The organism is Blastococcus sp. HT6-4 (genome assembly GCF_039679125.1).
Classification (GTDB): domain Bacteria; phylum Actinomycetota; class Actinomycetes; order Mycobacteriales; family Geodermatophilaceae; genus Blastococcus; species Blastococcus montanus.
In genome coordinates, this window is sequence record NZ_CP155551.1 from 2,129,854 (window position 1) to 2,153,517 (window position 23,664).

Consider the following 23,664-nt stretch of genomic DNA (forward strand, 5'->3'; position numbering starts at 1 on the left):
CCACCCGGGGGGCGATCGCCTCCGGGGCGGCACGCAGGTTCGCCCGGGGTCACCGCTCGGTGGTGTCCCGCTCGTGGCCCGTCCGTGTCCGGGAAGGGATCCGCGGCAGTAGTCGCCGCACCCCGACCGCAGCCCGGATGGCGTGGCCCAGCAACCGAGCAGGCCCTCGCCGCGGAAGCGACGAGAGCTCGGCGGCCGACTCCGGCAGTGTCCGGTGATCACCGGAGCGGACGGCCTCGGCCACCTTCGACGCGGCACGGCGATGGGTGTCCAGCGCGCTGTGACCGGTCCCGATGAGCGGGACCAGTACTGCGTCCGGAGCCAGGTCCACGACCTGCTGCGCGATGGCCCGGGGTGTCCGGACGTCCCGGTCACCGGAGATCACGGCGAGGGGCCACCGGAAGCGCGGCAGCTCGGTGGCGAAGTCGAACGGCTCACCCGTGAACGGCGGATGATCCGCAGCGTTCGCTGCGAAGTCCAGGTTCACGTCGAGCGGCAGACCGTCCGGGACGGGTGCGTAGCGGAGCTCGCCGTACGCGATCCTGCCGACGAGGTCGGGCTCCATGAGCAGCGACCTGCCGGTGTGATCTCGTCGGCGCCCAGGCGTGCCACTCGGTTCCAGATCCACCGGCCGCGGCCGTCCAGGCGCAGCCGGAGCAGTCGTTCGAGCGCGGCGGGCCCGGCGAACTCGTGGACGATCTGGGCCACCGCGCCGGTTGTCTCCACCGGCACCACGCCGGCGGCAACGGCCCTGCGCATCAGCTCGGCCGCCCGGGCGGTCTGGCTGCTCCGGCCGTGCCAGTACAGGTCGCGCAGGAACTCACGAACGACCTGGTCGTCCTGGGCGCTGAGGACCACGGAGCCGAGCACCATCCCGGCGATCCGCTCGGGATGGCGTACCCCGAGCCTCTGCGCGAGATAGGTCCCGTAGGACCACCCGTAGACGACGGCCTGGTCGACCCCGCAGTCATCGAGGACGGCGGCCAGATCATCCACCACCTGCGACACGGTCAGCGCCTCCGGCGGCAGGTCCACGCCGTCGGCGTCCTGCCGGGAGAGCCCCACTCCCCGGTGCTCGACCATCAGGACGTCCACTCCCCTGCCGGCTGCGGCGGCTCGGAAGGAGGAGTAGGGCAGCACGGAAGCGAGTCCGGGCCGCCAGGGACCACCAGCAGCGGCCGATCGCTGCGCGGACCCTCGCGTACGCAGGAGAGCTGGAACGTCCGCTCGTGCCCGGGGACGATCGGCCGCTCGACACGGGCCACACGGGGGTCGGCTGCGAGCTTGCGCTTCAATCTGTCGGTGTCGCCCATGGCCGGCGAACGAGCTCGAGCAGCTGCAAGTTCCGAGACCGCTGCAACTCGCATGGCGTGTGACCCTGCGGCTGCCGCGGAACCGTCACGCGCGCGGCGTCAGGCCCCGTCGCAGCTCGTCCATGGCCTGCGCGAGGCCCACCCGCGGCGCCCAGCCCCACCGGCGCGCGCGGTCGGCGAGCAGCCGGCCGGTCCAGACCGGCTCGTCGGTCCACTCCGGCTCGACGCCCAGCGCGTCGGTCACCGTGCCGAGGTAGTCCCGCCACGTCGCCGGCTCGCCGGCGACGATGACCGGCGTCGTGCTCCCGGGCACGGGGCCCCGCTCCGGGTCGTCGGCGGTCGCGACGGCGCCCGTGGCGACGTCGGCGATGAACGCCGCCAGGTCGTCGACGTGCACCCACGCCCAGGTCTGCGCCGGGTTCGCCATCCGCTCGCCGTAGCGCACCGTCTGCGGCCGGAGCGTGTTCCAGACCGACGTCTCCCCGGCGCCCAGGATCGCCGGCGGGCGGACCAGCACGGTCGTGAGCCCACCGACCTGCGCCAGCGCGGCGTCGGTGGCGTTCTTGGTGTCGGGGTAGTCGCCGCTGCCCTCGGGCAGGAGCGCGCCGTCCTCGGCGACGTCGCCGACGCCGGCCGAGCGGTCGTAGACCCCGGCCGTGGACACGTGCACGAGCCGGGCGACGCCGGCGTCGCGGGCGGCCCGGGCGATCACCGGGGTGCCCTCGACGCCCACCCGGTGCTGCACGTCCCGGGAGGAACCCATCGGGTGGACGGTCGTGACCACCGCGTCGGCGCCGCGGGTCACCTCGCGGGCGAAACGCTCGTCGGCGAACTCGCCGACGTGCTCGGTGACCCCGTCGAGCCCGGGCGCGCTGCCGGCGCGGCGGACGACGGCGCGCACCTGCGCCGACCGCTCGACGAGCGCCCGGCACACCGCGGTGCCCACCAGGCCGTTCGCACCGGTCACCACGACGACGGGAGAGGAGTCGACCATGCCCTCCACACTGCCAGCCACCGCGCGACGGCGCCCTCCGTGCGGCACGTCGCGGGTTCGGGACGCCACCGCCCGCCGCCACGGAGTGTCGGTGCAGCTCGTCGCCGAGACCGTGCCCAGGCCTCGATCGGGCGGCATCGGCCCAATCCCGGCGGGCGCAGCGTGACCGGGGGTGGCCTGGGGCCTCCGTCGGGCGGCCGGCGCGGCTGACCGCTGCGCGTCGCCGGGCGGTGCGGGGGTGTCCGCGCGGGGACGCCGGGTAGCGACGGGGGATGACGTCCTCCCCCGTGCTGCCCTCCGCCCCGGACGCAACCAGCGACCTCGAGGCGGTGCTCGGCGAGGTCGCCGACCGGACACGGCACCTGGCCGAGGAGGGCGAGGTCGAGGAACAGCCCGAGGAGCTGCCGTCGGCCGAGGGCGCTCGCTTCGCGCTCGCGCTCGCCGAACTCGACGGGACCGAGCACGTCGCCGGAGACGCCGACGTCGGCTTCGCGATCCAGAGCGTGGTGAAGGTCTTCGCGCTCACGGCCGCCCTCCAGCTGGTGGGTGAGGAGCTCTTCGCCCGGGTGGGCCGTGAGCCGTCCGGCGACCCGTTCAACTCGCTGATCCAGCTCGAGCACGAGAAGGGGGTGCCGCGGAACCCGTTCATCAACGCCGGAGCCCTCGTCATCTGCGACGTCCTCCTCGACGCCGCGGACGACCCGTTCGGCGCCGTCGCCGGCCTCCTCGGTGACCTGGTCGGCGCAGAGACGACGGTGAACGACACCGCGCTGGAGGCCGAGCGGGAGAGCAGCGCGCTGAACCGGGCCATGGGCCACCTGATGCACTCGTTCGGGAACGTCCACCACCCGGTCGACGAGGTCGTGGAGCTCTACATCCGGCTCTGCTCCCTCACGGTGACCACCCGGACGCTGGCCCGCGCCGCCCGCTTCCTCGCCAACGACGGCGTCAACCCGCGAACCGGGGAACCGGTGCTCTCCGAGCCTCTCGCCCGACGGGTCAACGCGCTGATGCTGACCTGCGGGACGTACGACGCCGCGGGCCAGTTCGCCTACGACCTGGGCTTCCCGTGCAAGAGCGGCGTAGCGGGAGCGGTCATGGGGGACGTGACGGGGCGCTTCGGCGTGTGCGCCTGGTCCCCGCCGCTGGACGAGAAGGGCAACTCGCGAGCCGGACGGGCCGCTCTGCACCTGCTGTCGGAACGGCTCGACCTGTCGCTGCTGTGAGCTGACCCGGGCGCGCCCTCCGGCGTCGGTGCACTCGCGTCGCAGTGGGTCCGGCCCGTCTTCGAACAGGCAGGTGTGCGGCGTGACCTGCGCTCACTCACTCGGGCGCTCCGCCCTGCCGTCACCCGCGCCGCCGCCACCGAGCTGGCGGCCTTCGACCGTCCCACCTGGCTCGCGTGGGCCACCGACGACCGGCTGTTCCCGCTGGAGCACGCGTACGCACTCGCGGCACTGATGCCGAACGCCCAGGTGGAACTCATCGCAGACAGCCGGGCCTTCAGCATGCTCGACCAGACCGAGGTCCTCGCCGGCCTGGTGTCCGACTTCGCGGTCCGGCGCGCCCCCTCCGCCTGAGCAACCGGTCCCCGCTCGCCGTTCCGGATCTCCGGCGGTCGCCCGCTGCAGGGGACGTCGCAGCGCGGTCGCCCGAGGAACCGGGTGGGCGCCCGGGGTGCAGCACCCCCGCACCTCGGCTGCTTCTCAGGCGATCCGGCGGAGGCGGTTGATCCGCAGCCCGTCGTCGTCGAGCAGGTCGTCGAGCATGCCGGCGAAGCGGGTCAGGTGCGGCATGGCCAGGTGGGCGTCGAGCGCCTCCGCGGACTCCCAGTTCTCGTAGAGGTAGAAGGTGCCGGGCTGCTCGAGCGACTCGTGCAGGTCGTAGTTGACGAAGCCCTTCTCCTGACGGGTCGGCTCGACCAGCGCGGTGAGCTCGCGCCGCAGCTCGTCCTCCTTGCCGGGTCGTGCGCGCATGTGTGCGATGACGGTCAGCAGCTCGGGGCGGACGTCGGTGGGGGTGGTCACGGGGCCTCCTCGGTCGACCGGGCGCACGGGGCGGGGCGGGTGGGCGGAGGCGTCACGGCACGAGGATGGCCCGGCCGCGGACCTTCCCGGCGTCGAGGTCGCGGATCGCGTCCACGGCCCGGTCGAGCGGGTACTGCTGGGTGTGCAGGGTGACCTTCCCCGCCTGCGCCAGCACCATCAGCTCGGCCAGGTCGGTGTAGGTGCCGACGATGTTGCCGACGATGTTCTTCTCGCCGGCGACGAACTCCAGCGTGGGGATCCGCAGCTCGCCGCCGTACCCGATGACGTAGAGCGAGCCGGCCGGGCCGGTCATGCGCCAGCCGTCCATCTCCGCGCCCTGCTCGGCGACGAAGTCGAACACGACGTCCGCGCCCCCACCGGTCAGGTCCTGGACCGCCTGCACCTGGTCGCCGTCGGCGACGACGGTCTCGTCCGCGCCGATCTGCCGGGCGAGCTCCAGGGCGTCGGGGTTGCGGTCGACGACGACGATCCGGGTGCCCGACAGCGCGGCGAGGCACTGCACGCCGATGTGGCCGAGCCCGCCGGCGCCCTGCACGACGGCGGTGGTGCCCGGGTGCAGCAGCGGCAGCGCCTTGCGCACGGCGTGGTAAGCGGTGATGCCGGCGTCCGCGAGCGCCGCGACGTCGGCGGGGTCGGTGGACGGGTCGAGCTTCACGCAGGCGCGGGCGGTGGTGCGCAGGAACTCGGCCATGCCGCCGTCGTCGTTCGACAGGCCCGGGAAGAATGCGTTCTCGCACTGCATGTCCCGGCCGGCGCGGCAGGCCATGCAGAGGCCGCAGCTGGGCTGGGGGTGCAGGATCACCGTGTCGCCGACCGCGACGTTGGTGACGCCCTCCCCGACCGCGTGCACCCATCCGGCGTTCTCGTGCCCGATGACGTAGGGCAGGTCGGGGTTCTGCAGGTCGGCCCACTGCCCCTCGAGGATGTGCAGGTCGGTCCGGCAGACCCCGGCACCGCCGATCCTGACGATGACGTCGAACGGGCCCCGGAGCTGCGGTTCGGGGATGTCGTCGATCGACGGATCGGAGTGGTACTCGTGCACGCGGACGGCCTTCACGGGTGGCTTCCCTTCGAGACGGTGAGCGGGATCAGCGGTCGGTCCTCGGGGCGGGGCGTCTGGTCGGTCCCCGACCCCGGGTAGCGGGTGCGGAGCAGGCCGCGGCAGAAGTGCGCGTTGCCGTCGACGGAGATGCGCACCGAGCGGGCCCGGCGCAGCACCAGGGGCGCCTCCGCCGGGGCGGGACGGGTGCCGTCGGGGTGCAGGAGCACCGGGGCGCCGTCGTCCACCGGCAGGCCGAGGGCCGCCCGGCGGCGCAGCAGCGCGGCGGTGGTCCGCTCCCCCGCCGGCAGGTCCCCGACGGTGAGCGCGGCGACGTCCACCGCGGGATCGGTGCGCAGCAGCGGGGTGACCGCCCGCTCCATCGCCGCGGTGTGGGCCTTGCGGGCGAAGATGGCCCGGAGCTCGTCCAGCGAGTCCTCGGCCTCGTGCCCGAAGGTGCCGCGGTAACCCACCCCGGCGGCCATCCCCCGGTTGATGAGGTCGGAGTCGTGGTGGTCGTCGAGCTCCACCACCACCCGCGCGACGCCGGGGACGGCGGACACCGCGTCGTGGGCGTCGGAGACCATGAGCCAGGCGAAGTTGGGTGCGCAGAACGACGTCGGCAGCCGCAGGTGCACCTCGACGACGTCGCCGGTCACCGAGATCGAGCGGACGAACCCGAGGTCGGTGACCGGCTCGTCGAGTTCCGGGTCGACGACGGTGGTCAGCGCCGCGCGGACGGCGGCGGCGAGGTCCGGGAGGACGGCTGTCATGCGTGTCTCCTCAGACGGTCGCGAGGTCGGCGGCGTCGGGCTGGCGCGGACCCGTGGCGGTCTCCGGTGCGTCGGGCAGCCGCAGGTGCTCGGGCACCGGGAGGTCGTAGAGCTTGGCGGCGTTGAGGCCGAGCACCTTCTTCTTGACCTCCGTGCTCAACGGCGCGTACTCGGCCATGTCCTCGGGGATCTGGAAGTCGACGAACTTCTCCACCAGCCACTGCGGCGTCCACAGCGCGTAGTCGCTGGAGAAGAGGATGCGGTCCTCCCCGATCCAGTACAGGAGCTCGCCCATGATCTGGGCGAAGTAGCGGGGCCGGGTGTGGATGAAGGGGATGGCCACCGCCAGGCCCGCGACCACGTTGGGCTCCTGGGTGGCGATCCAGCAGAAGTCCTCGAGGCGCGGGAGGCCGCAGTGCTCGACGACGAAGGTCAGGTCGGTGAAGTCGGTGGCCACGTGGTCCACGTCGGCGACGTCGAAGGCGTCGCGGTCCAGCGGCCGGATCGTCGGGCCCTTGTGGACGTGGATGTTCCGGATCCCGACCTCGCGGCACACTTCGAGGTACCGGTAGGCCATCGGGTCGGTAAGCTTCCAGCCGCGGGACTCGCCGTGCCAGTCGGCGGTGTAGAGCTTCACGCCCTTGAGCTGCATGCGCTCGGCGTTGCGGCGCAACTCGTCCAGGCCGTTCTCGCCGTCGCGCGGGTCCCAGTAGTGGTTGTAGGTGAGCTTGTCGGGGTGCGCCTGTGCGAGCGCGAACGCCTCCTCGGTCTGCCCGAAACCGCGGTGGTAGAACTCGGCGAGCCGGGCGGGCTGGAAGATGGCGTGGTCCACCACCCCGTCGGCGAACATGTCGCGCATCAGCCGCTCGCCGCCCTGGTAGAGGTACTCCTCGTAGGACCAGACCTCGGGCTCCGGGCTGAGGTTGCGGTGGTAGTCGTAGAAGCAGTCGATGAACTGCTTCCCGTGGATGTTGCGCTGGTTCTCCGGACGTGCGTCCCACAGCGCGATGTGGGCGTCCACGATGAAGTAGTCCTCGCCGTCCTTGCGGTACATCTGGCGTCCTCCGGCAGCTCGGGATGTGGGAGCGGTCACGTTCTGCCGACCACGCTAGGAAGGTCGTGCACGACCGAAAAGGTGTGGGCTGTCTCACTTTGAGACGCTCGGCGGCGTACCGTCGTGGGGGTTCCGGCAACGAGACGGGTGCGGCGTCGGCACCCGGGAGGTGCTTCCCGTGGCGGCGGACCCGAACGCAAGTCGGCCCGTAGCGGCTCCTCCCGACCTGCGGTCGGACGGACGGACGGCGGCGCCGCGGCTGCGTGCGTCGTGGCGGCGCAGCCAGCAGTACGGCGTCCCTCCGGAGGAGGTGCTCCCGCTCTTCACCGGCTCGGTCGACACCGGGTCCCTGCTCTACGAGTGCGGGTCGCAGGTGCTCGCCGGACTGCACGCGACGATCGCCAACGAGCCGGTCAGCCTGATCGTGGCCGACCGGGACGGGCTGGTGCTGGCCCGGCTGTGCAGCGACGCGGGGATGCGGCGCTCCCTGGACGCGGTGCACCTGGCGCCCGGCTTCTACTACTCCGAGCAGCAGGCCGGCACCAACGGCCTCGGCCTGTCCCTCGCCGACCGCGCGCCCTCGCTCGTCCGGGCCGGGGACCACTACTGCGCCGAGCTGCGCGGTTACACCTGCGCGGCCGTCCCCGTCCTGCACCCGGTCTCCGGTGAGCTCGCCGGGTCGATCAACCTGACCACCTGGTCGGACTCGTCGTCCGAGCTGCTGCTGGCGCTCGCCCAGGCGGCCGCCGGGGCCACCAGCGGACTCATGCTGCAGCGCGCTACCGGTCGCCCGGCGGGAGCCGCACCTCGCGGCGCGGTCTTCCGGATCGTCCCCGGGGCCGACGGTGAGGATCCGTGCGTCTCGGCCGCGTGGCACGCGGCCGTCGCGGCGGCGCGGGCGGCCGACACCGCGGGCCGGGTGCTCGCCGTCGTCGGCGAGCCGGGGGTCGGCAAGTCGACGCTGGCCGTCCACGCACGACGGCGCCCGGGGCGCGGGCGCCGGGTGCTGCACGCCCGCGCCCCCGGCGACGACGGCGCCGCGGAGTGGCTGGACCTGTGGACCCCGGAGCTGCGCGACCCCGAGGTGCACGTCGTCGTGTCGGGCACCGAGCGGCTGCCGGCGTGGGCGGCCGAGGAGCTCGCCGCCGTCCTGTCCGCGGCGCGCCGGACCGACGGCCGTCCGCAGCCGTTCGCCCTGACCAGCCGGGAGTACGCCGCGCTCCCCCCGCCGCTGGCGCTGCTGGTCGACGCCGTCGTCGAGGTGCCGCCGCTGCGCCTGCGCACCGACGACGTCATGGTGGTGGCGCACGCCGTCGCCCGCGCCGAGCGCCACCGCCCGGTCGAGTTCACCGCGCGGGCGGCCCGCGCGCTGACCAGCTGCTCGTGGCCGGGGAACACCCGCCAGCTGCGCCGGGTCGTGCGCGAGGCCGTGGCCCGGACCGATGTCGTCGACGTCCACCACCTCGCCCCGGAGGTCCTCGACGGCGGCTCCCGGGTCCTGAGCCGGCTGGAGCGGCTCGAGCGCGACGAGATCGTCCGGTGCCTCACCGAGCCGGGCACCACGGTGACCCGGGCCGCGCAGACCCTCGGGATCGGCCGCGCGACCCTGTACCGCAAGATCACGCACTACGGGCTGGCCCTGCCCGACGCGCCGGGCTGAGCGTCAGCCGTGCGCGGCCGCGCGGTGGCGGGCCAGCACGTCCAGCCCGAAGTCGGCGGCCGGGTCGCGCCAGACGGAGTGCGCGTGGTTCGCCCCGCGCTGGGTGTTGTCCCACTCGATCAGCAGCCGCGGGCCCTGCACCCGGTAGTAGTGCGGAGCGCCCGGGTCCGTCGGACCCGCCCAGGCGATGTGCACGGCGTCGAGGGCGGCGGCGTCGTCGTACCGGCGCGACGGCGACACCTCCTCGGGCACCCGGTCCAGGTAGGTGCCCAGCAGCGCCCGCAGCAGGTCCCGCTGCTCCGCGTCGAGCTCCGCTGCCGCGACGCCCTTCGGCTCGGCGCTGTACGCGACGGCCGAGTGGTCGCCCTCCCTCAACCCCGCTGCCCGGTCGATCGCGTCGCTCATCGCCTGGAGCTTCGTCTGCTCCCCCGGATCGGGGAAGCGCTCGTCGCGCCAGATGCCGGCCAGCGGGATCACCCGGTCCCCCGGGGCGACGGTCGTGCGGTTGCCGGTGACGAGGTCCGACGGTGCCCGGTCCAGCAGCACGGCCCGGCCGGCCAGGTCCGGCGGCAGCGACCGGACCAGGTCGCGGGCGAGGTCCTCCATCCGGCCCAGCGGGCGGTTCACCGCGCCGCCGAGCAACGGGGACGCAGCCGGGTCCGCACCGAGGAAGCAGGGGGTGGTGGCGACCAGGGCGCCGTCGACGACGAGGTTGTTCAGCGAGACGTGGTGCCCGCCGAACCGCCAGGCCCAGGTGCCCCGCTCCCCCGGCTCGCCGAAGACCCGGAGGTAGTACAGACCGGGATCGCGGCCGCGCTCGCGGTCGAACCGGGTGACGAAGCCCTCGGTCTGGTCGAGGACGTTCTCCAGACCGATGATCGTCGCGACCGTGACGTATGCCGGTGTGGACAGAGCAGAGGCGACGAGGCGCATCGCCGCCCGCTGCTGGGCCGGCCGCTGGGCGTGGAAGGTCAGCCCTCCGTGGTCGGTCGGCGTGTAGAACCAGCGCCGGCGCTCGGCGTCCGACGGACCGTCGGCCGGGACGGGGCCGGTGGCCACCCGTCGCTGCTCCGCGTCGAGACCGTCCAGCCAGAGCCCGGCCGCCTGGGCCATCCGCCGGGCGGCCGTACGGGCGGGACCGTCCTCCACGGCGAGCTCCGCACCTGCCATGTCCGGCATGCTCCCCCACGACCGGACGCTGCGCCCGCCGACGCCGTACGGGGGCAGAGAACGGGACCGGGACGAGCTGCGTCGCCGCCCGACGCCCGGGAAGCGGTCACGCCGGCCGCGGCCCCGAACGGTCGCGGGCGACGTCGAGATGGTGCGCCATGACCTGGGTCAGGGAGACGGCATCGACGCCGACGGTCACGATCGTGGCCCCTTCGGCGGCGTAGCGTGCGGCCTCCTCGCCGCTGTAGGCGTGGACGCCGACGGGTACCCCCGCGGATCCCGACCGGGCGACGACGGAGGACAGCACCGCGCGCAGCTCCGCTTCGCGATCGGCACCGGTCAGCCCCAGGGCCAGCGAGAGGTCTCCCGGACCGACGTAGACGCCGTCGAGGCCCTCCACGGCGAGGACGGCGTCGAGATCATCGAGCGCGCTCGCGGTCTCCACCATGACGACCACCAGAGGCTGCTCGGCCCCGCCGAACAGCCGCCCGATCGACCGGCCGCCGGCCGGGGCGTACCGGGTCGCGGCGACGACCTCACGGGCGTGCTCCGCGTCGCGCACGTTGGGCACGATGACGCCGCGGGCGCCGAGGTCCAGCGGGCGGCCGATGTCGGCGAAGGACGGGCTGCGGGTCCGGACGAGCGGCACCGAGCCGGCTCCGGTGATCGCCGCGGTGACCCCGGGCAGGTCGGCCTCGGCTCCTCCGCCGTGCTGCAGGTCGACGACGACGAAGTCCGCGCCGGTCCGCGCGAGCACCTCCCCGGTCACCGCGCCGGGCAGCAGGCTCCACAGCCCGTGGCAGGCCTGCCCATCGGTCCAGCGTCGCCGCAGGTCGACCTCGCTCATCGCCATCCCGGAACCGGTCCTCTCGTCGATCGCCGCGTCGCCCGCCGACCGAGCCGGGACGGCGCCTGCGGCGATCCTGCCGCACCCCTCGGCGCCGTGCTCACGCTCGGCCGACGCGGAGCACGGCCAGGTAGGCGGCCAGCCCGAGGGCCAGGCATCCGGCGATGACCGGGACGTAGGAGCCGGAGGCGTCGACGGCCGCGCCGGCGAGCGGCGCGCCCACCGCCGAGCCGAGCCCGGCGCTGGTGTAGAGCACCCCGAGCAGCGCACCCAGGCGGGTGGTGCCGAAGCGCTCGGCGACGACGGCGGGGCCGATCGCGACGAAACCTCCGTAGCCGACGCCCAGCACGACGGCGAAGGCCAGCAGCGCGCCGTAGCCACCACCGAGCCCCCACAGCACGAAGCTCGCCCCCATGGTCAGGAAGCACCCCTGGAAGGCGCGCAACGTACCGATCCTCGCCGCGACCAGTCCGAGCAGCAGCCGACCGGCGGTGCTCGCGAGGCCGATCACCCCGACCAGCGCGGCGGCCGCGACCGGGTCCACGCCGGTCTCCTGGGCGTAGCCGGGCAGGTGGACGAAGGGGACGAAGAGCGCGACGGCCATGAGGCCCGACGCCAGGTACAACCGCCGGTAGTCGCGGTTCCGCGCGGCCTCCCGCAGCGTCAGCGCCGCCGGGCCGGCCTGCACCGGGGGGCGCTCGACGACGAAGGCGCAGGCGGTCAGGACCGCCGCGCCGGCCAGGCCCAGGACGAGGTGGGTGTTCCGCCACCCCAGCTCGCGGATCAGCGCCGCGGCCAGCGGCGCGACCGCGAGGGTGCCCAGGCCGATCCCGGTCACCGCCACCCCGATCGCGAGCGTGCGCCGCCGCTCGAACCACCCGCTGACGACGGCCACCATCGGGACGTAGGCGCAGGCCACCCCGATGCCGACCCCGAGGCCGTAGGTGAGGAGCCCGATCCACAGTTCACCGGCCTGCGACGTCGCGGCCGGCCCGGCACCGAGGGCGACGCCACCGACCAGCAGCACCCGCCGCGGGCCGTAGCGGTCCACCGCGACGCCGCTGAGGGCACCCAGGCCGAAGTACGTGAGCGAGGTCAGCGCGAAGAACGCCGACGTGGCGCCACGGCCGGACCCGAACTCCGCCGCCATCGGCTCGAGGAACGCGCCGAAGGAGTAGGCGATCCCGAAGGAGACGAACATCGCGGCGAACGCCGCGGCGACCATCACCCAGGCACGGGCCGAGTCGACCGATGCGGAAGGTCGCATGCCGGAGGACGATACGAGACCCGTGCGTGGCCGCCGGGACGCTGCGAGCCCCGCATGGCGGCGCCGGCCCCGGAGCGGCGCGCTCCGCCGTCGGGTCGCCGACTCGCGATCAGCGGAGGACCGTGGGAGACGTCGTCGCCGCCCCCTGGGCGTGCCAGACCTGGACGGAGGTCGCGTGGGACGGGTCCAACTGCTCGCCACGGGCGGCACGATCGCCAGCCGGCACGGACCGGGCGGGCTCGCGGCCCGCACCCCCGCCGCCGAGCTGCTGGCAGCGGCCGGGTCTCCCGCCGGCGTGACCGTGACGACCAGCGACCTCTCCACCGTCGGCAGCTTCGCCCTCGATACCTCCGACCTGCGGGGGCTCGTGGCGGAAGCCCGCCGCTGCCTGGTCGAGGGCGTGGACGGCGTCGTCGTCACCCACGGCACCGACACGATGGAGGAGTCCGCCTACCTGGCCGATCTCGTCCACGACGACCCGCGCCCGATCGTCTTCACCGGCGCCCAGCGCCCGTTCGACTCCCCCGCTCCCGACGGCCCGCGCAACCTCGCCGACGCGCTTCGGGTCGCGTCCACACCCGCGGCCCGGGACCTCGGTGTCCTGCTCTGCTTCGACGGCCACGTCTTCGCGGCGCGCGGCGTCCGCAAGGTGGAGACGCTGCGCAGCGGGGCCTTCGCGGCACCGGGACGCGGCCCCGTGCTCCGGGTCGACGGCGACGCGGTGACCTCGCTGGCCCGACCGCCGCGCGGCCCGGCTCTCCCCCTGGACCTGGCTGCCGACCTGCCCCGCGTGGACGTCGTCCCGCTCTACCTGGGCGCCGACGACACCCTGCTCCGCGCCGCGGTGGCGGCCGGAGCGGCCGGCATCGTGCTCCAGGCGTTCGGGGCGGGCAACGCGACACCGGTGGTGGCCGCCACCGTGGCCGACCTCGTCAGCGGAGGTCTGCCGGTGCTGGTGTCCTCGCGCGTCCCGTCGGGTCCCGTCGCCCCGCTGTACACCGGCGGCGGTGGCGCCGACCTCGCGCGGGACGGCGCGCTCCTCGCGGGCGACCTGAGCCCGTGGCAGGCCCGCCTGCTGCTCGCCGCCGCCCTCGCCGTCTCCCCCGACGACCCGCTGACGGTGGTCGCCGGCCACCTGGCGGCGTGGAACCGGATCCGCGACCGAGTGGAGGGAGTGCAGGGATGAGCAAGGAGATCTTCGTGGCCTTCGGCGTCGACGTCGACGCCGTCGGCGGCTGGCTGGGCTCGTACGGCGGGGAGGACTCCCCCGACGACATCTCCCGCGGCGTCTTCGCCGGTGAGGTCGGCGTGCCCCGCCTGCTGGAGCTGTTCCGCCGTCGCGAGCTGCCGACCACCTGGTTCTGGCCCGGGCACTCGATCGAGACGTTCCCGGAGCAGTTCGACGCCTGCGTCTCGGCCGGGCACGAGATCGGCGTCCACGGCTACAGCCACGAGAACCCGATCGCGATGAGCCGCGAGCAGGAACAGGCGGTGCTCGACCGCTGCATCGCGCTGATCGAGGAGCGCACCGGGCGCCGTCCCACCGGTTACGTGGCCCCGTGGTGGGAGTTCAGCGGCGTCACGAACGAGCTGCTCCTCGAGCGCGGCATCACCTACGACCACTCGCTGATGCACCGGGACTTCGAGCCCTACTACGTCCGGGTGGGCGACTCGTGGACGAAGATCGACTACTCGGCGCCGGCGGAGAGCTGGATGGAGCCCCTGGTCCGTGGCGAGGAGACCGACCTCGTCGAGATCCCCGCCAACTGGTACCTCGACGACCTCCCGCCGATGATGTTCATCAAGTCCAGCCCGAACAGCCACGGCTTCGTCAATCCCCGGGACATCGAGCAGATGTGGCGCGACCAGTTCGACTGGGTCCACCGCGAGATGGAGTACGCGGCGTTCACCATGACCATCCACCCGGACGTCTCCGGACGCCCGCAGGTGCTGCTCATGCTGGAGCGGCTCATCGAGCACATCAACGGTCACGACGGCGTCCGCTGGGCGACGTTCGACCAGATCGCCGGCGACTTCCTGCGGCGGTCACCCCGCGACGGCGCCCGGCCCTAGTCAGAGTGCCCCGTACAGGGCCCTCTCCACGTCCACGTAGACCTGGTGCACCTCCGGCGCGACGAACGGCAGGGTCTGGGTGTAGACCGCCGCCGTGATGCCGGTCGTCCGGTCGACCCAGAAGTGGGTGTTGCAGAGCCCGGCCCACGCGCCGCTGCCCGCGCGCCTGCGCCCGGGGAGGTCCTCGGTGTTGAGCAGCAGCCCGTACCCCCACGTGTGGCCGGGACCGGCGGAGAAGTCCGCCGTCGAGCCCGGGTCGGCGCTGGGGATCGTGGCGGGGAAGCCCAGGTCGCCGATCTGGTTGGTGAACGCCGCATCCACCGTCTCGGGCCGGAGGATCCGGGTGCCCTCGAGCTCACCGTTCCCGAGCAGGGCGCGCTGGAAGCGCAGGTAGTCCCGCGGCGTGGCGTACAGCCCGTGGCCACCGGCGTAGTACTCGGGCTCGGGGTGCAGGTCCAGCTCGCTGGGCTGCCACGTGCCGTCCGGCGCACGCATGTGCACGGGCACGCAGTTCGCCCGCTGCTCGCCGCTGGGCGCGAACGAGGTGTCGTCCATGCCCAGCGGCCCGGTGACGCCCTCCTTCACGGCGACGTCGAAGCCCAGCCCGCTGGCCGCCTCGACGACCTTGCCCACCCAGTCGGTGTTGATGCCGTACTCGAACCGGGTGCCGGGATCGGCGAGCAGCGGCGCCCGGAAGATCACGTTCGATCCCGACAGGACGTTCGGGGTGCCGGTCACCGTCTCCCAGCGCAGCAGCTCGGCGTTGAAGAACCAGTAGCCCAGCCCGGTCGTGTGGGTGAGCAGCTGGTGCACCGTGGCCTTCGTCGCCGGCGGCCGCATGCGGGGGACGTCACCGTCGAAGCCGTCGAGGACCTGCAGGTCGGCGAACTCCGGGCAGTACTCCTCCACCGGCGCATCCAGGCGGAGCGTGCCCCGCTCGACCTGCTGCAGCGCCGCCACCGTCGCGACCGGCTTGGTCATCGACATGATGCGGACGTGGGTGCCGGCATCCACCGGCTCGCCCCCGCCGGCCACCCGCGGCCCGGCCGCGCTCTCCAGGATCGGGCCGTCGCGGTCGGCGGCGACCACCACCGCGTTGGGCACCGCGCCACGTGCCACGGCTTCCTGCAGGACGACGTCGACGGCGTTCGGGTCCATGGGTGCTCCCGGATCGGAGGACGACCGGGACACCCCCGATCGCCGCCGTGACGTGGATCACGGCGGTGCCCGGCACCCTTCCGGTCCCCGCCGTCCAGGGCAAGGGGCGCCCCGCGGGTGACGTCGAGATCCCAGGCGACATGCGCGTGGCACGGGGACCTCCTGCGCTGGATCGGGCACTCGCCTCCGGCAGCGGCTCACCGGAGCGGTCCGGACGCACTCGGTAGCCGACGCCGACCCGGCGCCGGATGTGGTTGACCGGAACAGGTCCGAGCGGTACCCCTGCCGCCAGGGCAGGCGGTCCACACCCTCCACCAGGGGGCACACGATGACGACGTCGGAGCTCGAGCCGTATCGCACCGTCGGTGCGGGCAACCCGTTCTGGATCCTGCAGTACGACAAGCAGGGCGCCAGCCGCTCGCCCGAGACGCTGGAGCAGGTCCGGACCGCCGTGGGATCCGGCGGGTTCACCGACATCGTCGTCTTCTCGCACGGGTGGAACAACGACTGGGACGCCGCCACCAGGCGGTACGACCACTTCGCCGACGGCGTCGTGGGCCAGTTCCCCGACGACCCGCACCGGAGGGCGTTGCTCGTCGGCATCTTCTGGCCCAGCGCTCTCCTGGTCCTCCCCGGCGAGCGGGAACCGGACTTCGCCGCCGGGGTCGGCGGCCCGGCGGGCGCGCCGCCCCACCCGGACGCCGCGGCACTGGACGACATCGCCGACGAGCTCCCACCCGCCGAATCCGCGCGCGTCCGCGAGCTGGCCGCCGAGGAGGTGCTCGACGCGGACGCCACCGCGGAGCTCGCCCGGCTGCTCGCACCGCTCTACCGCAGCGAGGGCCCGGAGCTGGGCGAGGACCCGGTCCCGCCGGACGGCCCGACGCTGGCTGCCAGCTGGCTGTCCGCTCCGGCCCCGGTGGAGTCCCCGAGGTCGACGGCGGCGGACGACACGGACGACGACGACTTCGGCGCCGTCGTCACCGCTCCTCGGGACGGCCCCCGCCCCGCCGGCCTGCGGGACCTCCTCGATCCCCGCAACGCGATCCGCGGTGCCTCCGTCTGGCTGATGAAGGACCGGGCCGGGCGCGTCGGCGCGACGGCGGTGGGCCCCCTGGTCCGGCATGCGCTGGCCGAGAGCGAGGCGAAGGTGCACCTCGTCGGCCACTCGTTCGGCGCGAAGGTCGTCCTGTCCGCCGTGGCGACGCAACCGGTGCCACGGCCGGTGCACTCGATGCTGCTGCTCCAGCCGGCGGTGAACCACATGTGCTTCGCCGAGGCCGGCGACGGCGAACCGGCGGGCGGGTACCGCGTCGTCCTCGATCGGGTCGACCAGCGGATCTTCAGCACGTACAGCCCGCACGACAAGCCGCTCACCCGCTTCTTCCACTGGGCTCTGCGGCGGGACGGGGACCGCCGGGAACCGCTGCCGGCCCCCTGGCCCGACCCGCCCAGCGTCTACGCCGCACTCGGCGGGTTCGGCCCGCACGGCGCCGATGCCGCCACGCAGCGGCGGCCGCTCCAGGCCGCGGGAACCCCGTACGAACTCGATCCCGGACGCCCGCTCGTCGCACTCGACGGCACGCAGGGCATCTCCGGGCACGGCGACATCAGCGGGCCCCGGACCTGGTGGGCGCTCCGAGAGCTGATGTGGTCCTGATGCCTCCCCTGCTCAGTCGCGCGTACCCGCTGACCCTCATCGGGGCGTCCCTGCACCTGGCCGAGGACGACGACCCCTCCGACCCGGTCGGGGTCCACGTCGAGGTCGACCTGCCCGGCAGCGTCCGCCTGCAGCGGGACCTCGCCCTCGAGGAACTCGGTCTGCCGCTCGACCTGAAGGGCATCGACCGGGCCCTGGCCGAGGCGGTCCCGCTGATCCTCCCGGAGGCCTGGCGCTCGGAGCTGCTCCGTGCGCTGGAGCCGGCGCCTCCCGATGAGCCGGTCTGGCTGGACTTCCGCCGGCCGTTCGGCCACCTGCCGGCGATGCCCTGGGAACGCATGATGGTCCCGCACCTCGGCCGCCCGCTCGTGCGCCTGCCCTTCTCGGCGGTTCCGCCCCCCGAGGTCCCCGACGACCTCCGGGTGGCCGTGTGCGCGCCGTGGGCCGGCACGACGGCCCTGCGCGACTTCCTCGAGGACGTCGTCCCCGTCGTGCCGGGCGCGCGCATCGACGTGTTCGCCGCCGACCCGGGGGCACGCGACGGGGTGGTGCCCGGCACGGCCGTGCGGTTCCACGAGCCCCCGACGGAGGACGCGGGCGCGGCGACGACCGGGGGTCGGTCCGGAAGCATCCGCCCGGACAACCCGTGGCTGCGCTGGATGCTGGACGTGATCGGACCCGGCACCGTAGACGTCGTCCATCTGATCTGTCCCGCAGGTGTGTCCGAGAACTACGGGATGCTCGACTTCGGCGCCTCACCGGCGGGGGGCGAGAGCCCACGCTCCGTCCGCCTGGTCGGCATCGGTCAGCTGCTGGACGTCCTGACCGAGCTGGGCGCCTGGAGCCTCAGCGTCGCGATGCCCGAGGTCCGCACGAGAGGCGGCGAGGCCGGACTGCGCATCTTCGCGCACCGGATGACCGGGCTGCTCTCCGGACCGGTCACCCTGCAGGCGCCGGCCGGGCCGGCGCACGAGCTGGCCGCGGCCTACCGGTTCCTGTACACGCCCGCACCCGGGCCGGTACCGCGGACACCGAGCCTGATGGTCGCCTGTCACCCCGGCCTCGTGCGCGCCCGGACGACGGCGGTCGCGCCGGCACGGGGGCAGGACGACGAGGCGGCGCAGCGGATCGAGCGCGCGCTCCGGGACTGCACGCTCGACGCGGACGTCCTCCGCACGGCGCGCCGGAGCACGACGGAGCCGTCGGCCTGGGTGGCGTCCAGCCAGCGGATCCTCGAGCGCTGGACGTCGAACGTGCTCGGGACCGAGGTCGACCCCGCCGTCTCGAGCACGGTCCCCAGCGGCGTCACCGCCGCGCTCTCGTTCATCAGCCGGTCGATCGAGTCCTCGGTCCGCGGGAAGGGGGACGACCGATGAGACGCGTCGTCGTGCGGGTGTCCACGGTGCCGAGCCCCGATCAGGCGAGCGAGTCGGTCTACGTCTCGGTCGAGGAGCCGACGACCGTCCCGGGGTTCGGGCAGCTGTACCCCTTCGTCGGCGATCCGGCGCTGATGCACCGCTTCGACGAGGATCCGCCCTCCGGGGAGAACATGCGCATGGTGGGGCAGGCGCTGCTCGACGAGCTCGGCCGGCACGAGGCCACGAAGGCAGCCCTCCGCTACGCGATCGACCACACCCCGCTGGACGAGTGCTGCCCGGTCTACCTCGATCTGGAGGGGTCGGAGACGGCCGCCGCCCTTCCCTGGGAGGCGCTCTTCGAACCCGCCGCGGGGTTCCTCGCTCTGGAGGACCGCTGGCCGATCGCCCGGCGGGCCGCCTCCACGGCGCCGGAGCGGGGCGTGCGGACCTTCACCGCGCCGATCCGGCTCATGGCCGTCATGTCGGCCATCGGGGTTCCGGCCGCCCGGGAATGGGCGGCGCTGCGGCGGGCGATCCGGCAGAGCCCGACGCCCGCAGGCCTGACGTTGTCCCTCTGGGTCGGCGAAGGAACCGTGGCCGCGCAGATCGAGGACGACCTCCGGCAGGACGGGCTGACGGGCTCTGTGCACTACCTGACCGGCGCCAACGATCTGGTGCGTGCGCTCAAGGAGTTCGACCCGCACCTCCTGCACCTGTTCTGCCACGGTCAGGGCGGGACGTCCCCGTTGCTCCGGCTGGCCACGAAGCGCGAGCACGAGATCGGGCACGGCAGCTCGGTCGTGCTCGAGCCGCTCCAGCTGCACAGCGTCGGCCGGTCCACCTGGCTGATCTCGCTCAACGCCTGCGAGGGGGCGAGCGACTCGGCGGGTGCCCGATCCCTCGCCTACCTGCTCACCCGGGCCGGTTGCCCGGCCGTGGTCGGGATGCGCGACCCGGTGTCGAGCAGCCTCGCGGCGGTGTTCACCTACGGCTTCTACTCCTCCCTGCTCAGCCAGCTGGGTGACAAGCTCGTCCCCGGCGAGGAGGTGGACCTCGAGCTCGCCGCGGCGCTGGCGGCGCCCCGGCGCGACCTGCGGGACACCCATCAGGCGGCGGACCCCCGCTCGTCGGCGGCCGTCCACCGGGACTGGACCCTGCCGGTGCTCTACGTGCGCCGCGACCCCCTGGTCATCGAGCAGCTCGTCGCGGACCCGTCGCACGACGCGCAGACGCAGAAGGACACCACCGACTACCTGGACACGCTGTTCCGGTTCCGCCGCGAGCACCCGGCGGGAACGGCTGACGACGTCCTCGCGATGATCGACCAGGAGATCGAGCGCGCGCTCCAGGCGCTGAGGACGCCGTCGGGATGACCGCGGAGAGCGCGCCCGCGTACCCCAGCGAGCTGCGGGTGAACGCGTGGACGGGCGGGGAGACGGCGGCGGGGCCGCTCGGTCCCCGCGCGCGGGGCTGGGCGCTGTCCGGCCACGGGCGTGCGCTCCCCCAGCTCCTCGCCCCCGAGGAGGAGGCGGACCCCGCCGACTGGCGCGACCCGCGCGTGGGGTGGGGGCTCGTCCTCCCCGACGACGATGCGCTGCCCGACGACGTGAAGGCCCGCGGGGACGACGCGCCGGAACCACTCCGCGAGCTGCTGGCGGCCCGGAGCGGCTCACCCGTGCTGCGGTACCGGACCGAGACGGAGCTGCGGTTCACCCATCTGCGGCGGTACTACACCGACCGGTCGGTGCAGGACATCGCACTGAGCGGTCCGGAGCGCGGCACGGGCGTCGGGGCCCTGCCTCGCTACCTGCTGCTGTACGGCGGACCGGACGTGATCCCGTGGGACTTCCAGTACCTCGCCAACCAGTCGGCGGCGGTGGGGCGGCTGACGCTGACCGGGGTGGGCCTGGAGAACTACGTCACCGCGCTGCTGGGGAACTGGCCCGGATCGGCGGCCCGGCCCACGCACACCGTCGTGTGGGCCGCGGACCACGGGCCCGCCGACATCACCCGGGTGATGCGCACGGCGATCGCCGCCCGGGTCCAGCGGTCCCTCGCCGGCGACTCCGAGATCGGCGCGCATGCGCGCTACCTCGACGGCGGGCAGCACCAGGCCACCGCCGCGGCGCTGTACCAGGCGCTGGGCGACCACCACCCGGCGCTCGTCGTCACCACGAGCCACGGGAAGACCGGGCCGCTGACCGACCCCGCTGCGATGGTGCGGGACCTGGGGCTGCCGGTCGACGACGAGTACTCGATCGTCGACCCGGCGCGGGTGCTCGACGCCTGGCAGCCCGACGGCGCCATCTGGTACGCGCACGCCTGCTGCTCGGCCGGCAGCGACGGCAGCACGATCTACGCGGGTCTGCTCGAGGCGGGGTCCTGGGTGGACCAGGTGCTCACCGGGATCGCGGGCATCGGCGCGCACGTCGCCCCGCTGCCCGAGGCGCTGCTCGGGGCGCCCCGCCCGCTGCGCGCCTTCATCGGCCATGTCGAGCCGACCTTCGACTGGACGATCCAGAACCCCCACACCGGGCAGAAGCTCACCACCAGCATCTGCCGGGGGCTGTACGACGGGCTCTTCCGTCCCGCACCGGTGGGGCTGGCGCTGCGCGAGCCGTACTCGCACGTCGGTGAGCTGTTCGCCCAGCGGGACAGCGCCTACCGGGCCTTCGACGAGGGAGCGGACAGCGCAGGGGTCGCGATGGCCACGACGCTGGCGGCACGGGACCGGCAGAGCATGGTGGTCCTCGGCGATCCCACGGTCGGCGTGCCACCGCTCCCGTCGCGCGCTCGCTGACCTGGTCCGGGGCTGCGTTCTGCGGCGGACAGCCCTGCGCCGGGGACGATCAGGTGGGGACCTGGTCGGCGTCGGTGGCCGTCAGGTAGGTCTGCAGGGACACGTCGTCGAAGTGCAGCAGCTCCGGGGCGGGGCCGCGGTCCGCCCGGCGTGGCGGCAGCGACACCGGCACCAGGGTGACGGTCCGCAACGAGTCGCCGGCCGCGAGGATGCGCTGCAGCGCACCGGTGACGGTGACGTACGTGTCGTAGGGCCTCGGCGGGGGCGCGAGGCGGAGGTCCTCGCCGGCCGCGGGAGCGTCGCAGTGTCCGTCGCCGCCGTAGCACCCGCCGTGGCCGAAGACGGTGTAGCGCCCGGCGTACCCCTCCTCGGCCGTGCGCGGTGTGGCGGCGGTGGCGTCGGGGTTGTCGAGGAAGATCCTGACCTCGTACGACATCTGCGAGTGGTCGACGCCGGTGATGACCAGGTCGGCGCGGCTGAACGGCGCTGGTGGCACGTCCCCGGGGAAGACGAGGTCGACGACCCGGGTCTGGTCGTCCCGTCCGGCGCGTGCCGTCGCGAGCGTCGCCATCGCGGCCTCCTCAGCCGATGACCTGGGCGGCGTACTCGTAGCCCAGGGTAGAGATGTCCAGGGTCTCGCGCACCGTCATGGGGAACGGCGGCAGCGCTCGGTCGAGGAGCTGCGCCGGGGGGTTGCGGCCTTGCGGGGAGAGCTGCCAGAGGTACCACAGCCGGTCGATCATCGAGTGGTGCGCCCAGAAGAGCGGGTCGAAGGCCGCGGTCGGTGCGGCGGACATGGCTCCCCCGACCCAGCCGTGCACGCCGTTGTGGATGCTCTCCACGATCCCGCTGAAGCCGGTGAAGGTCGTGGCGCGCAGTGCCCGCTGCACGGTCGCGGCGCGGGGCAGCTCGTCGGGGTCGTCCGGATCGCGCAGCGTGACCGGTTCGTCGCCCTCGCTGACAGCACCGGGGAGGTTGTCCCGCACGAGCTGCAGATCGTCGGGGCCCAGCGCCACCGGGCCGGCGCTCAGCGGGTTCGCCGAGCCGTCCGCGAGCGGTCGGAACGGGGTGGGCAGGCCCTGAGCGTGCGAGACCGCCGACGACCAGTCCCACCACGGGAGACCCACCTCGACCGTCTCGTCCGCCCGAGCCCGGCGCAGGGCGGCGGTGAGCGCCCGCTCGACGTAGTACAGGTAGGCGCGATGCCACGGGAGGAACAGCGCGTTCCCGTGTTCGCAGTAGACCGGTAGCGGCAGGCCGTGGATCCCGGCGAAGAAGCCGAACCCGCGATCGTCCTCGATCAGGTAGAAGGCCTCGAACGCCTCGCGCAGATCGACCAGCTCGGACGGCATCAGGTTCTCAGCGTTCCTCCGCAGCCCCACGGGAACTCCTTCGCCGCATCGCTCTCGCCCGGTGTCCATCGTCGCGGCCGGCGGCCGGGCTGTCCATCACCAGTCGGGATCCGACGGCACAGTCGTTGACCTGGCCCGAGGGGCCGGGCACACGCTGGGGTGGAGCAGTCCCGACTCAGGCAAGGAGAACCGTGCACACCCATCTGAGCGCCGGTGAGTTCACCGCGCTGACCGGCTTGTCGGCCAAGGCGCTCCGGCTGTACGGGGAGCGAGGGGTCCTCTCCCCCGACGCCGTCGACCCGCACACCAACTACCGCAGCTACTCCCCCGCGCAGTTGCGCCAGGGCATCACGGTGGATCTCCTCCGCCGCGCGGGCGTGCCGGTGACCGAACTGACGCGCTGGGCCGACTACCCCTATGCCGAACGACGGCAGGAGCTGGTCCTGCGCCGGGCCATGGAGGACTTCTTCCTCGACGTCGCCGAGGAGATCAGCCGCTCCGACCCGGCACGTCTGGCTGCGCAGAGCACGCCGGCTGAACCCCTGCCGTGGGCAGGTGTCTCGTACGGGTTCCCGGTCCCCGGCGAGGCCCAGGAGCGCATCGAGGTGTTCGGTGCACAAGCCCTCGTCCTGCCCGCGGTCGACGCCGCCTTCGAGGAAGCTCTGACCGACCTCGGCCTGGACCCAGCGACGCACCGGTGGACCGCCGTCCCCGAGACGACCGGCCCGGCAGCTGCCCAGCAGGCAGCCATGGTGATCGCCCGTCCCTGCTCCACCGACCTCGCGGCGGATGCACGGCGGCACATCGCCGCGCACGTCCAGCAGCACGCCGGGGCCGAGGTCGCCGTCGTGACCGGCACCCTCCCCCGCCGGCTGGAGATCACCTTCCCCGTGGACGGCCTCGGCGAGCGCACCCCGGTCCAGGAGGCCGCTCACGACCACCAGCAGCTGCTCGCCTTCGCGCACCACTGCGCTCGCGAGGGACTGACCATGATCGGGAAGTCGGCACGTCAGGTCGTCGCCGGTGCCTCACTCAGCACACCGGCTGCGCCACCGATCACCGTCTTCGACGCCCAGCCGAACGCCTGACGGTCGTCGG

23 protein-coding genes are annotated in these 23,664 nt (G+C 73.8%); 10 read left to right on the forward strand and 13 right to left on the reverse strand.

The window, feature by feature from the left end; translation table 11 throughout:
- Positions 1-49: 49 nt before the first annotated feature.
- The 3 genes from ABDB74_RS10340 to ABDB74_RS10350 all read right to left on the reverse strand — a co-directional run bounded on the left by ABDB74_RS10340 (position 50) and on the right by ABDB74_RS10350 (position 2,328).
- Positions 50-565: a hypothetical protein gene (locus tag ABDB74_RS10340; protein ID WP_346623932.1), complete on the reverse strand. Its 516-nt coding sequence runs from the start codon at positions 563-565 to the stop codon at positions 50-52.
- Positions 484-1,140: an alpha/beta hydrolase gene (locus ABDB74_RS10345; protein ID WP_346623792.1), complete on the reverse strand. Its 657-nt coding sequence runs from the start codon at positions 1,138-1,140 to the stop codon at positions 484-486. The genes ABDB74_RS10340 and ABDB74_RS10345 overlap by 82 nt, the downstream gene beginning before the upstream one ends.
- A gap of 258 nt (positions 1,141-1,398) precedes the next feature.
- Entirely contained in the window at positions 1,399-2,328 is a 930-nt protein-coding gene (locus ABDB74_RS10350) for an NAD(P)H-binding protein (RefSeq protein ID WP_346623794.1), read from the reverse strand.
- A gap of 251 nt (positions 2,329-2,579) precedes the next feature.
- Between ABDB74_RS10350 and glsA the strand changes: the two genes are divergently transcribed.
- Positions 2,580-3,533, forward strand: coding sequence for a glutaminase A (gene glsA / locus ABDB74_RS10355; protein WP_346623796.1), 954 nt, complete (start codon positions 2,580-2,582; stop codon positions 3,531-3,533).
- Between the two features lie 75 nt (positions 3,534-3,608).
- The gene (locus ABDB74_RS10360) at positions 3,609-3,887 is read left to right on the forward strand and encodes an alpha/beta fold hydrolase (protein WP_346623798.1); all 279 of its coding nucleotides are present in this window, start codon (positions 3,609-3,611) and stop codon (positions 3,885-3,887) included.
- A 126-nt stretch (positions 3,888-4,013) separates the two neighbouring features.
- On the opposite strand, the gene ABDB74_RS10365 is transcribed toward ABDB74_RS10360, so the two are convergent.
- From ABDB74_RS10365 to ABDB74_RS10380, 4 genes are read right to left on the reverse strand one after another with little or no spacing between them, the layout of a single operon-like run.
- Positions 4,014-4,334, reverse strand: a complete 321-nt coding sequence (locus ABDB74_RS10365) for a putative quinol monooxygenase (RefSeq protein WP_346623800.1) — start codon at positions 4,332-4,334, stop codon at positions 4,014-4,016.
- 52 nt (positions 4,335-4,386) lie between these two features.
- Positions 4,387-5,412, reverse strand: a complete 1,026-nt coding sequence (locus tag ABDB74_RS10370) for an NAD(P)-dependent alcohol dehydrogenase (RefSeq protein ID WP_346623802.1) — start codon at positions 5,410-5,412, stop codon at positions 4,387-4,389.
- A complete protein-coding gene (locus tag ABDB74_RS10375; protein ID WP_346623803.1) occupies positions 5,409-6,167 on the reverse strand; it encodes an iron-sulfur cluster assembly protein in 759 nt (252 codons plus the stop codon). The genes ABDB74_RS10370 and ABDB74_RS10375 overlap by 4 nt, the downstream gene beginning before the upstream one ends.
- 10 nt (positions 6,168-6,177) lie before the next feature.
- Complete coding sequence (locus tag ABDB74_RS10380) at positions 6,178-7,221, reverse strand: amidohydrolase family protein (protein ID WP_346623804.1); 1,044 nt, start codon at positions 7,219-7,221, stop codon at positions 6,178-6,180.
- Between the two features lie 310 nt (positions 7,222-7,531).
- On the opposite strand from ABDB74_RS10380, the gene ABDB74_RS10385 reads away from it, so the two are divergent.
- Positions 7,532-8,881, forward strand: a complete 1,350-nt coding sequence (locus ABDB74_RS10385) for a helix-turn-helix domain-containing protein (RefSeq protein WP_346623805.1) — start codon at positions 7,532-7,534, stop codon at positions 8,879-8,881.
- 3 nt (positions 8,882-8,884) lie between these two features.
- On the opposite strand, the gene ABDB74_RS10390 is transcribed toward ABDB74_RS10385, so the two are convergent.
- The 3 genes from ABDB74_RS10390 to ABDB74_RS10400 all read right to left on the reverse strand — a co-directional run bounded on the left by ABDB74_RS10390 (position 8,885) and on the right by ABDB74_RS10400 (position 12,165).
- A complete protein-coding gene (locus ABDB74_RS10390) occupies positions 8,885-10,051 on the reverse strand; it encodes a DUF3500 domain-containing protein (RefSeq protein ID WP_346623806.1) in 1,167 nt (388 codons plus the stop codon).
- A 106-nt stretch (positions 10,052-10,157) separates the two neighbouring features.
- On the reverse strand, positions 10,158-10,898 hold the full coding sequence (locus tag ABDB74_RS10395) for an aldolase/citrate lyase family protein (protein WP_346623808.1): 741 nt from the start codon (positions 10,896-10,898) through the stop codon (positions 10,158-10,160).
- A gap of 100 nt (positions 10,899-10,998) precedes the next feature.
- Complete coding sequence (locus tag ABDB74_RS10400) at positions 10,999-12,165, reverse strand: MFS transporter (RefSeq protein WP_346623810.1); 1,167 nt, start codon at positions 12,163-12,165, stop codon at positions 10,999-11,001.
- Between the two features lie 175 nt (positions 12,166-12,340).
- Between ABDB74_RS10400 and ABDB74_RS10405 the strand changes: the two genes are divergently transcribed.
- Entirely contained in the window at positions 12,341-13,351 is a 1,011-nt protein-coding gene (locus ABDB74_RS10405) for an asparaginase (protein WP_346623812.1), read from the forward strand.
- Complete coding sequence (locus ABDB74_RS10410; protein ID WP_346623813.1) at positions 13,348-14,238, forward strand: polysaccharide deacetylase; 891 nt, start codon at positions 13,348-13,350, stop codon at positions 14,236-14,238. Before ABDB74_RS10405 ends, ABDB74_RS10410 begins: the two co-directional genes overlap by 4 nt.
- Here ABDB74_RS10410 and ABDB74_RS10415 read toward each other — a convergent pair whose 3' ends face one another.
- A complete protein-coding gene (locus ABDB74_RS10415; protein WP_346623815.1) occupies positions 14,239-15,396 on the reverse strand; it encodes a serine hydrolase domain-containing protein in 1,158 nt (385 codons plus the stop codon).
- A gap of 328 nt (positions 15,397-15,724) precedes the next feature.
- On the opposite strand from ABDB74_RS10415, the gene ABDB74_RS10420 reads away from it, so the two are divergent.
- Genes ABDB74_RS10420 through ABDB74_RS10435 form a run of 4 tightly spaced genes read left to right on the forward strand, consistent with a single transcriptional unit; the run spans position 15,725 to position 21,214 of the window.
- Positions 15,725-17,056, forward strand: a complete 1,332-nt coding sequence (locus ABDB74_RS10420; protein ID WP_346623816.1) for a hypothetical protein — start codon at positions 15,725-15,727, stop codon at positions 17,054-17,056.
- Positions 17,056-18,432: a hypothetical protein gene (locus tag ABDB74_RS10425; protein WP_346623818.1), complete on the forward strand. Its 1,377-nt coding sequence runs from the start codon at positions 17,056-17,058 to the stop codon at positions 18,430-18,432. The genes ABDB74_RS10420 and ABDB74_RS10425 overlap by 1 nt, the downstream gene beginning before the upstream one ends.
- Positions 18,429-19,787: a CHAT domain-containing protein gene (locus tag ABDB74_RS10430; RefSeq protein ID WP_346623819.1), complete on the forward strand. Its 1,359-nt coding sequence runs from the start codon at positions 18,429-18,431 to the stop codon at positions 19,785-19,787. Before ABDB74_RS10425 ends, ABDB74_RS10430 begins: the two co-directional genes overlap by 4 nt.
- Entirely contained in the window at positions 19,784-21,214 is a 1,431-nt protein-coding gene (locus tag ABDB74_RS10435) for a hypothetical protein (protein ID WP_346618360.1), read from the forward strand. The genes ABDB74_RS10430 and ABDB74_RS10435 overlap by 4 nt, the downstream gene beginning before the upstream one ends.
- 49 nt (positions 21,215-21,263) lie before the next feature.
- Here ABDB74_RS10435 and ABDB74_RS10440 read toward each other — a convergent pair whose 3' ends face one another.
- Complete coding sequence (locus tag ABDB74_RS10440; RefSeq protein WP_346618361.1) at positions 21,264-21,785, reverse strand: hypothetical protein; 522 nt, start codon at positions 21,783-21,785, stop codon at positions 21,264-21,266.
- A gap of 10 nt (positions 21,786-21,795) precedes the next feature.
- Positions 21,796-22,596, reverse strand: a complete 801-nt coding sequence (locus tag ABDB74_RS10445; RefSeq protein ID WP_346618362.1) for a tyrosinase family protein — start codon at positions 22,594-22,596, stop codon at positions 21,796-21,798.
- Between the two features lie 161 nt (positions 22,597-22,757).
- Here ABDB74_RS10445 and ABDB74_RS10450 point away from each other — a divergent pair, with 161 nt between their 5' ends.
- Positions 22,758-23,654 carry a MerR family transcriptional regulator gene (locus tag ABDB74_RS10450; RefSeq protein ID WP_346618363.1) on the forward strand — a complete coding sequence of 299 codons (897 nt, stop codon included), beginning with the start codon at positions 22,758-22,760 and terminating at the stop codon, positions 23,652-23,654.
- Positions 23,655-23,664: the final 10 nt, after the last annotated feature.

Excerpts from the sequence above, each read along its gene's own strand:
- ABDB74_RS10340 (WP_346623932.1), bottom strand. The coding sequence starts at position 565 with ATGGAGCCCGACCTCGTCGGCAGGATCGCGTACGGCGAGCTCCGCTAC.
- glsA (WP_346623796.1), top strand. The coding sequence starts at position 2,580 with ATGACGTCCTCCCCCGTGCTGCCCTCCGCCCCGGACGCAACCAGCGAC.
- ABDB74_RS10375 (WP_346623803.1), bottom strand. The coding sequence starts at position 6,167 with ATGACAGCCGTCCTCCCGGACCTCGCCGCCGCCGTCCGCGCGGCGCTG.
- ABDB74_RS10380 (WP_346623804.1), bottom strand. The coding sequence starts at position 7,221 with ATGTACCGCAAGGACGGCGAGGACTACTTCATCGTGGACGCCCACATC.
- ABDB74_RS10390 (WP_346623806.1), bottom strand. The coding sequence starts at position 10,051 with ATGGCAGGTGCGGAGCTCGCCGTGGAGGACGGTCCCGCCCGTACGGCC.
- ABDB74_RS10395 (WP_346623808.1), bottom strand. The coding sequence starts at position 10,898 with ATGAGCGAGGTCGACCTGCGGCGACGCTGGACCGATGGGCAGGCCTGC.
- ABDB74_RS10400 (WP_346623810.1), bottom strand. The coding sequence starts at position 12,165 with ATGCGACCTTCCGCATCGGTCGACTCGGCCCGTGCCTGGGTGATGGTC.
- ABDB74_RS10410 (WP_346623813.1), top strand. The coding sequence starts at position 13,348 with ATGAGCAAGGAGATCTTCGTGGCCTTCGGCGTCGACGTCGACGCCGTC.
- ABDB74_RS10415 (WP_346623815.1), bottom strand. The coding sequence starts at position 15,396 with ATGGACCCGAACGCCGTCGACGTCGTCCTGCAGGAAGCCGTGGCACGT.
- ABDB74_RS10420 (WP_346623816.1), top strand. The coding sequence starts at position 15,725 with ATGACGACGTCGGAGCTCGAGCCGTATCGCACCGTCGGTGCGGGCAAC.
- ABDB74_RS10425 (WP_346623818.1), top strand. The coding sequence starts at position 17,056 with ATGCCTCCCCTGCTCAGTCGCGCGTACCCGCTGACCCTCATCGGGGCG.
- ABDB74_RS10430 (WP_346623819.1), top strand. The coding sequence starts at position 18,429 with ATGAGACGCGTCGTCGTGCGGGTGTCCACGGTGCCGAGCCCCGATCAG.
- ABDB74_RS10435 (WP_346618360.1), top strand. The coding sequence starts at position 19,784 with ATGACCGCGGAGAGCGCGCCCGCGTACCCCAGCGAGCTGCGGGTGAAC.
- ABDB74_RS10440 (WP_346618361.1), bottom strand. The coding sequence starts at position 21,785 with ATGGCGACGCTCGCGACGGCACGCGCCGGACGGGACGACCAGACCCGG.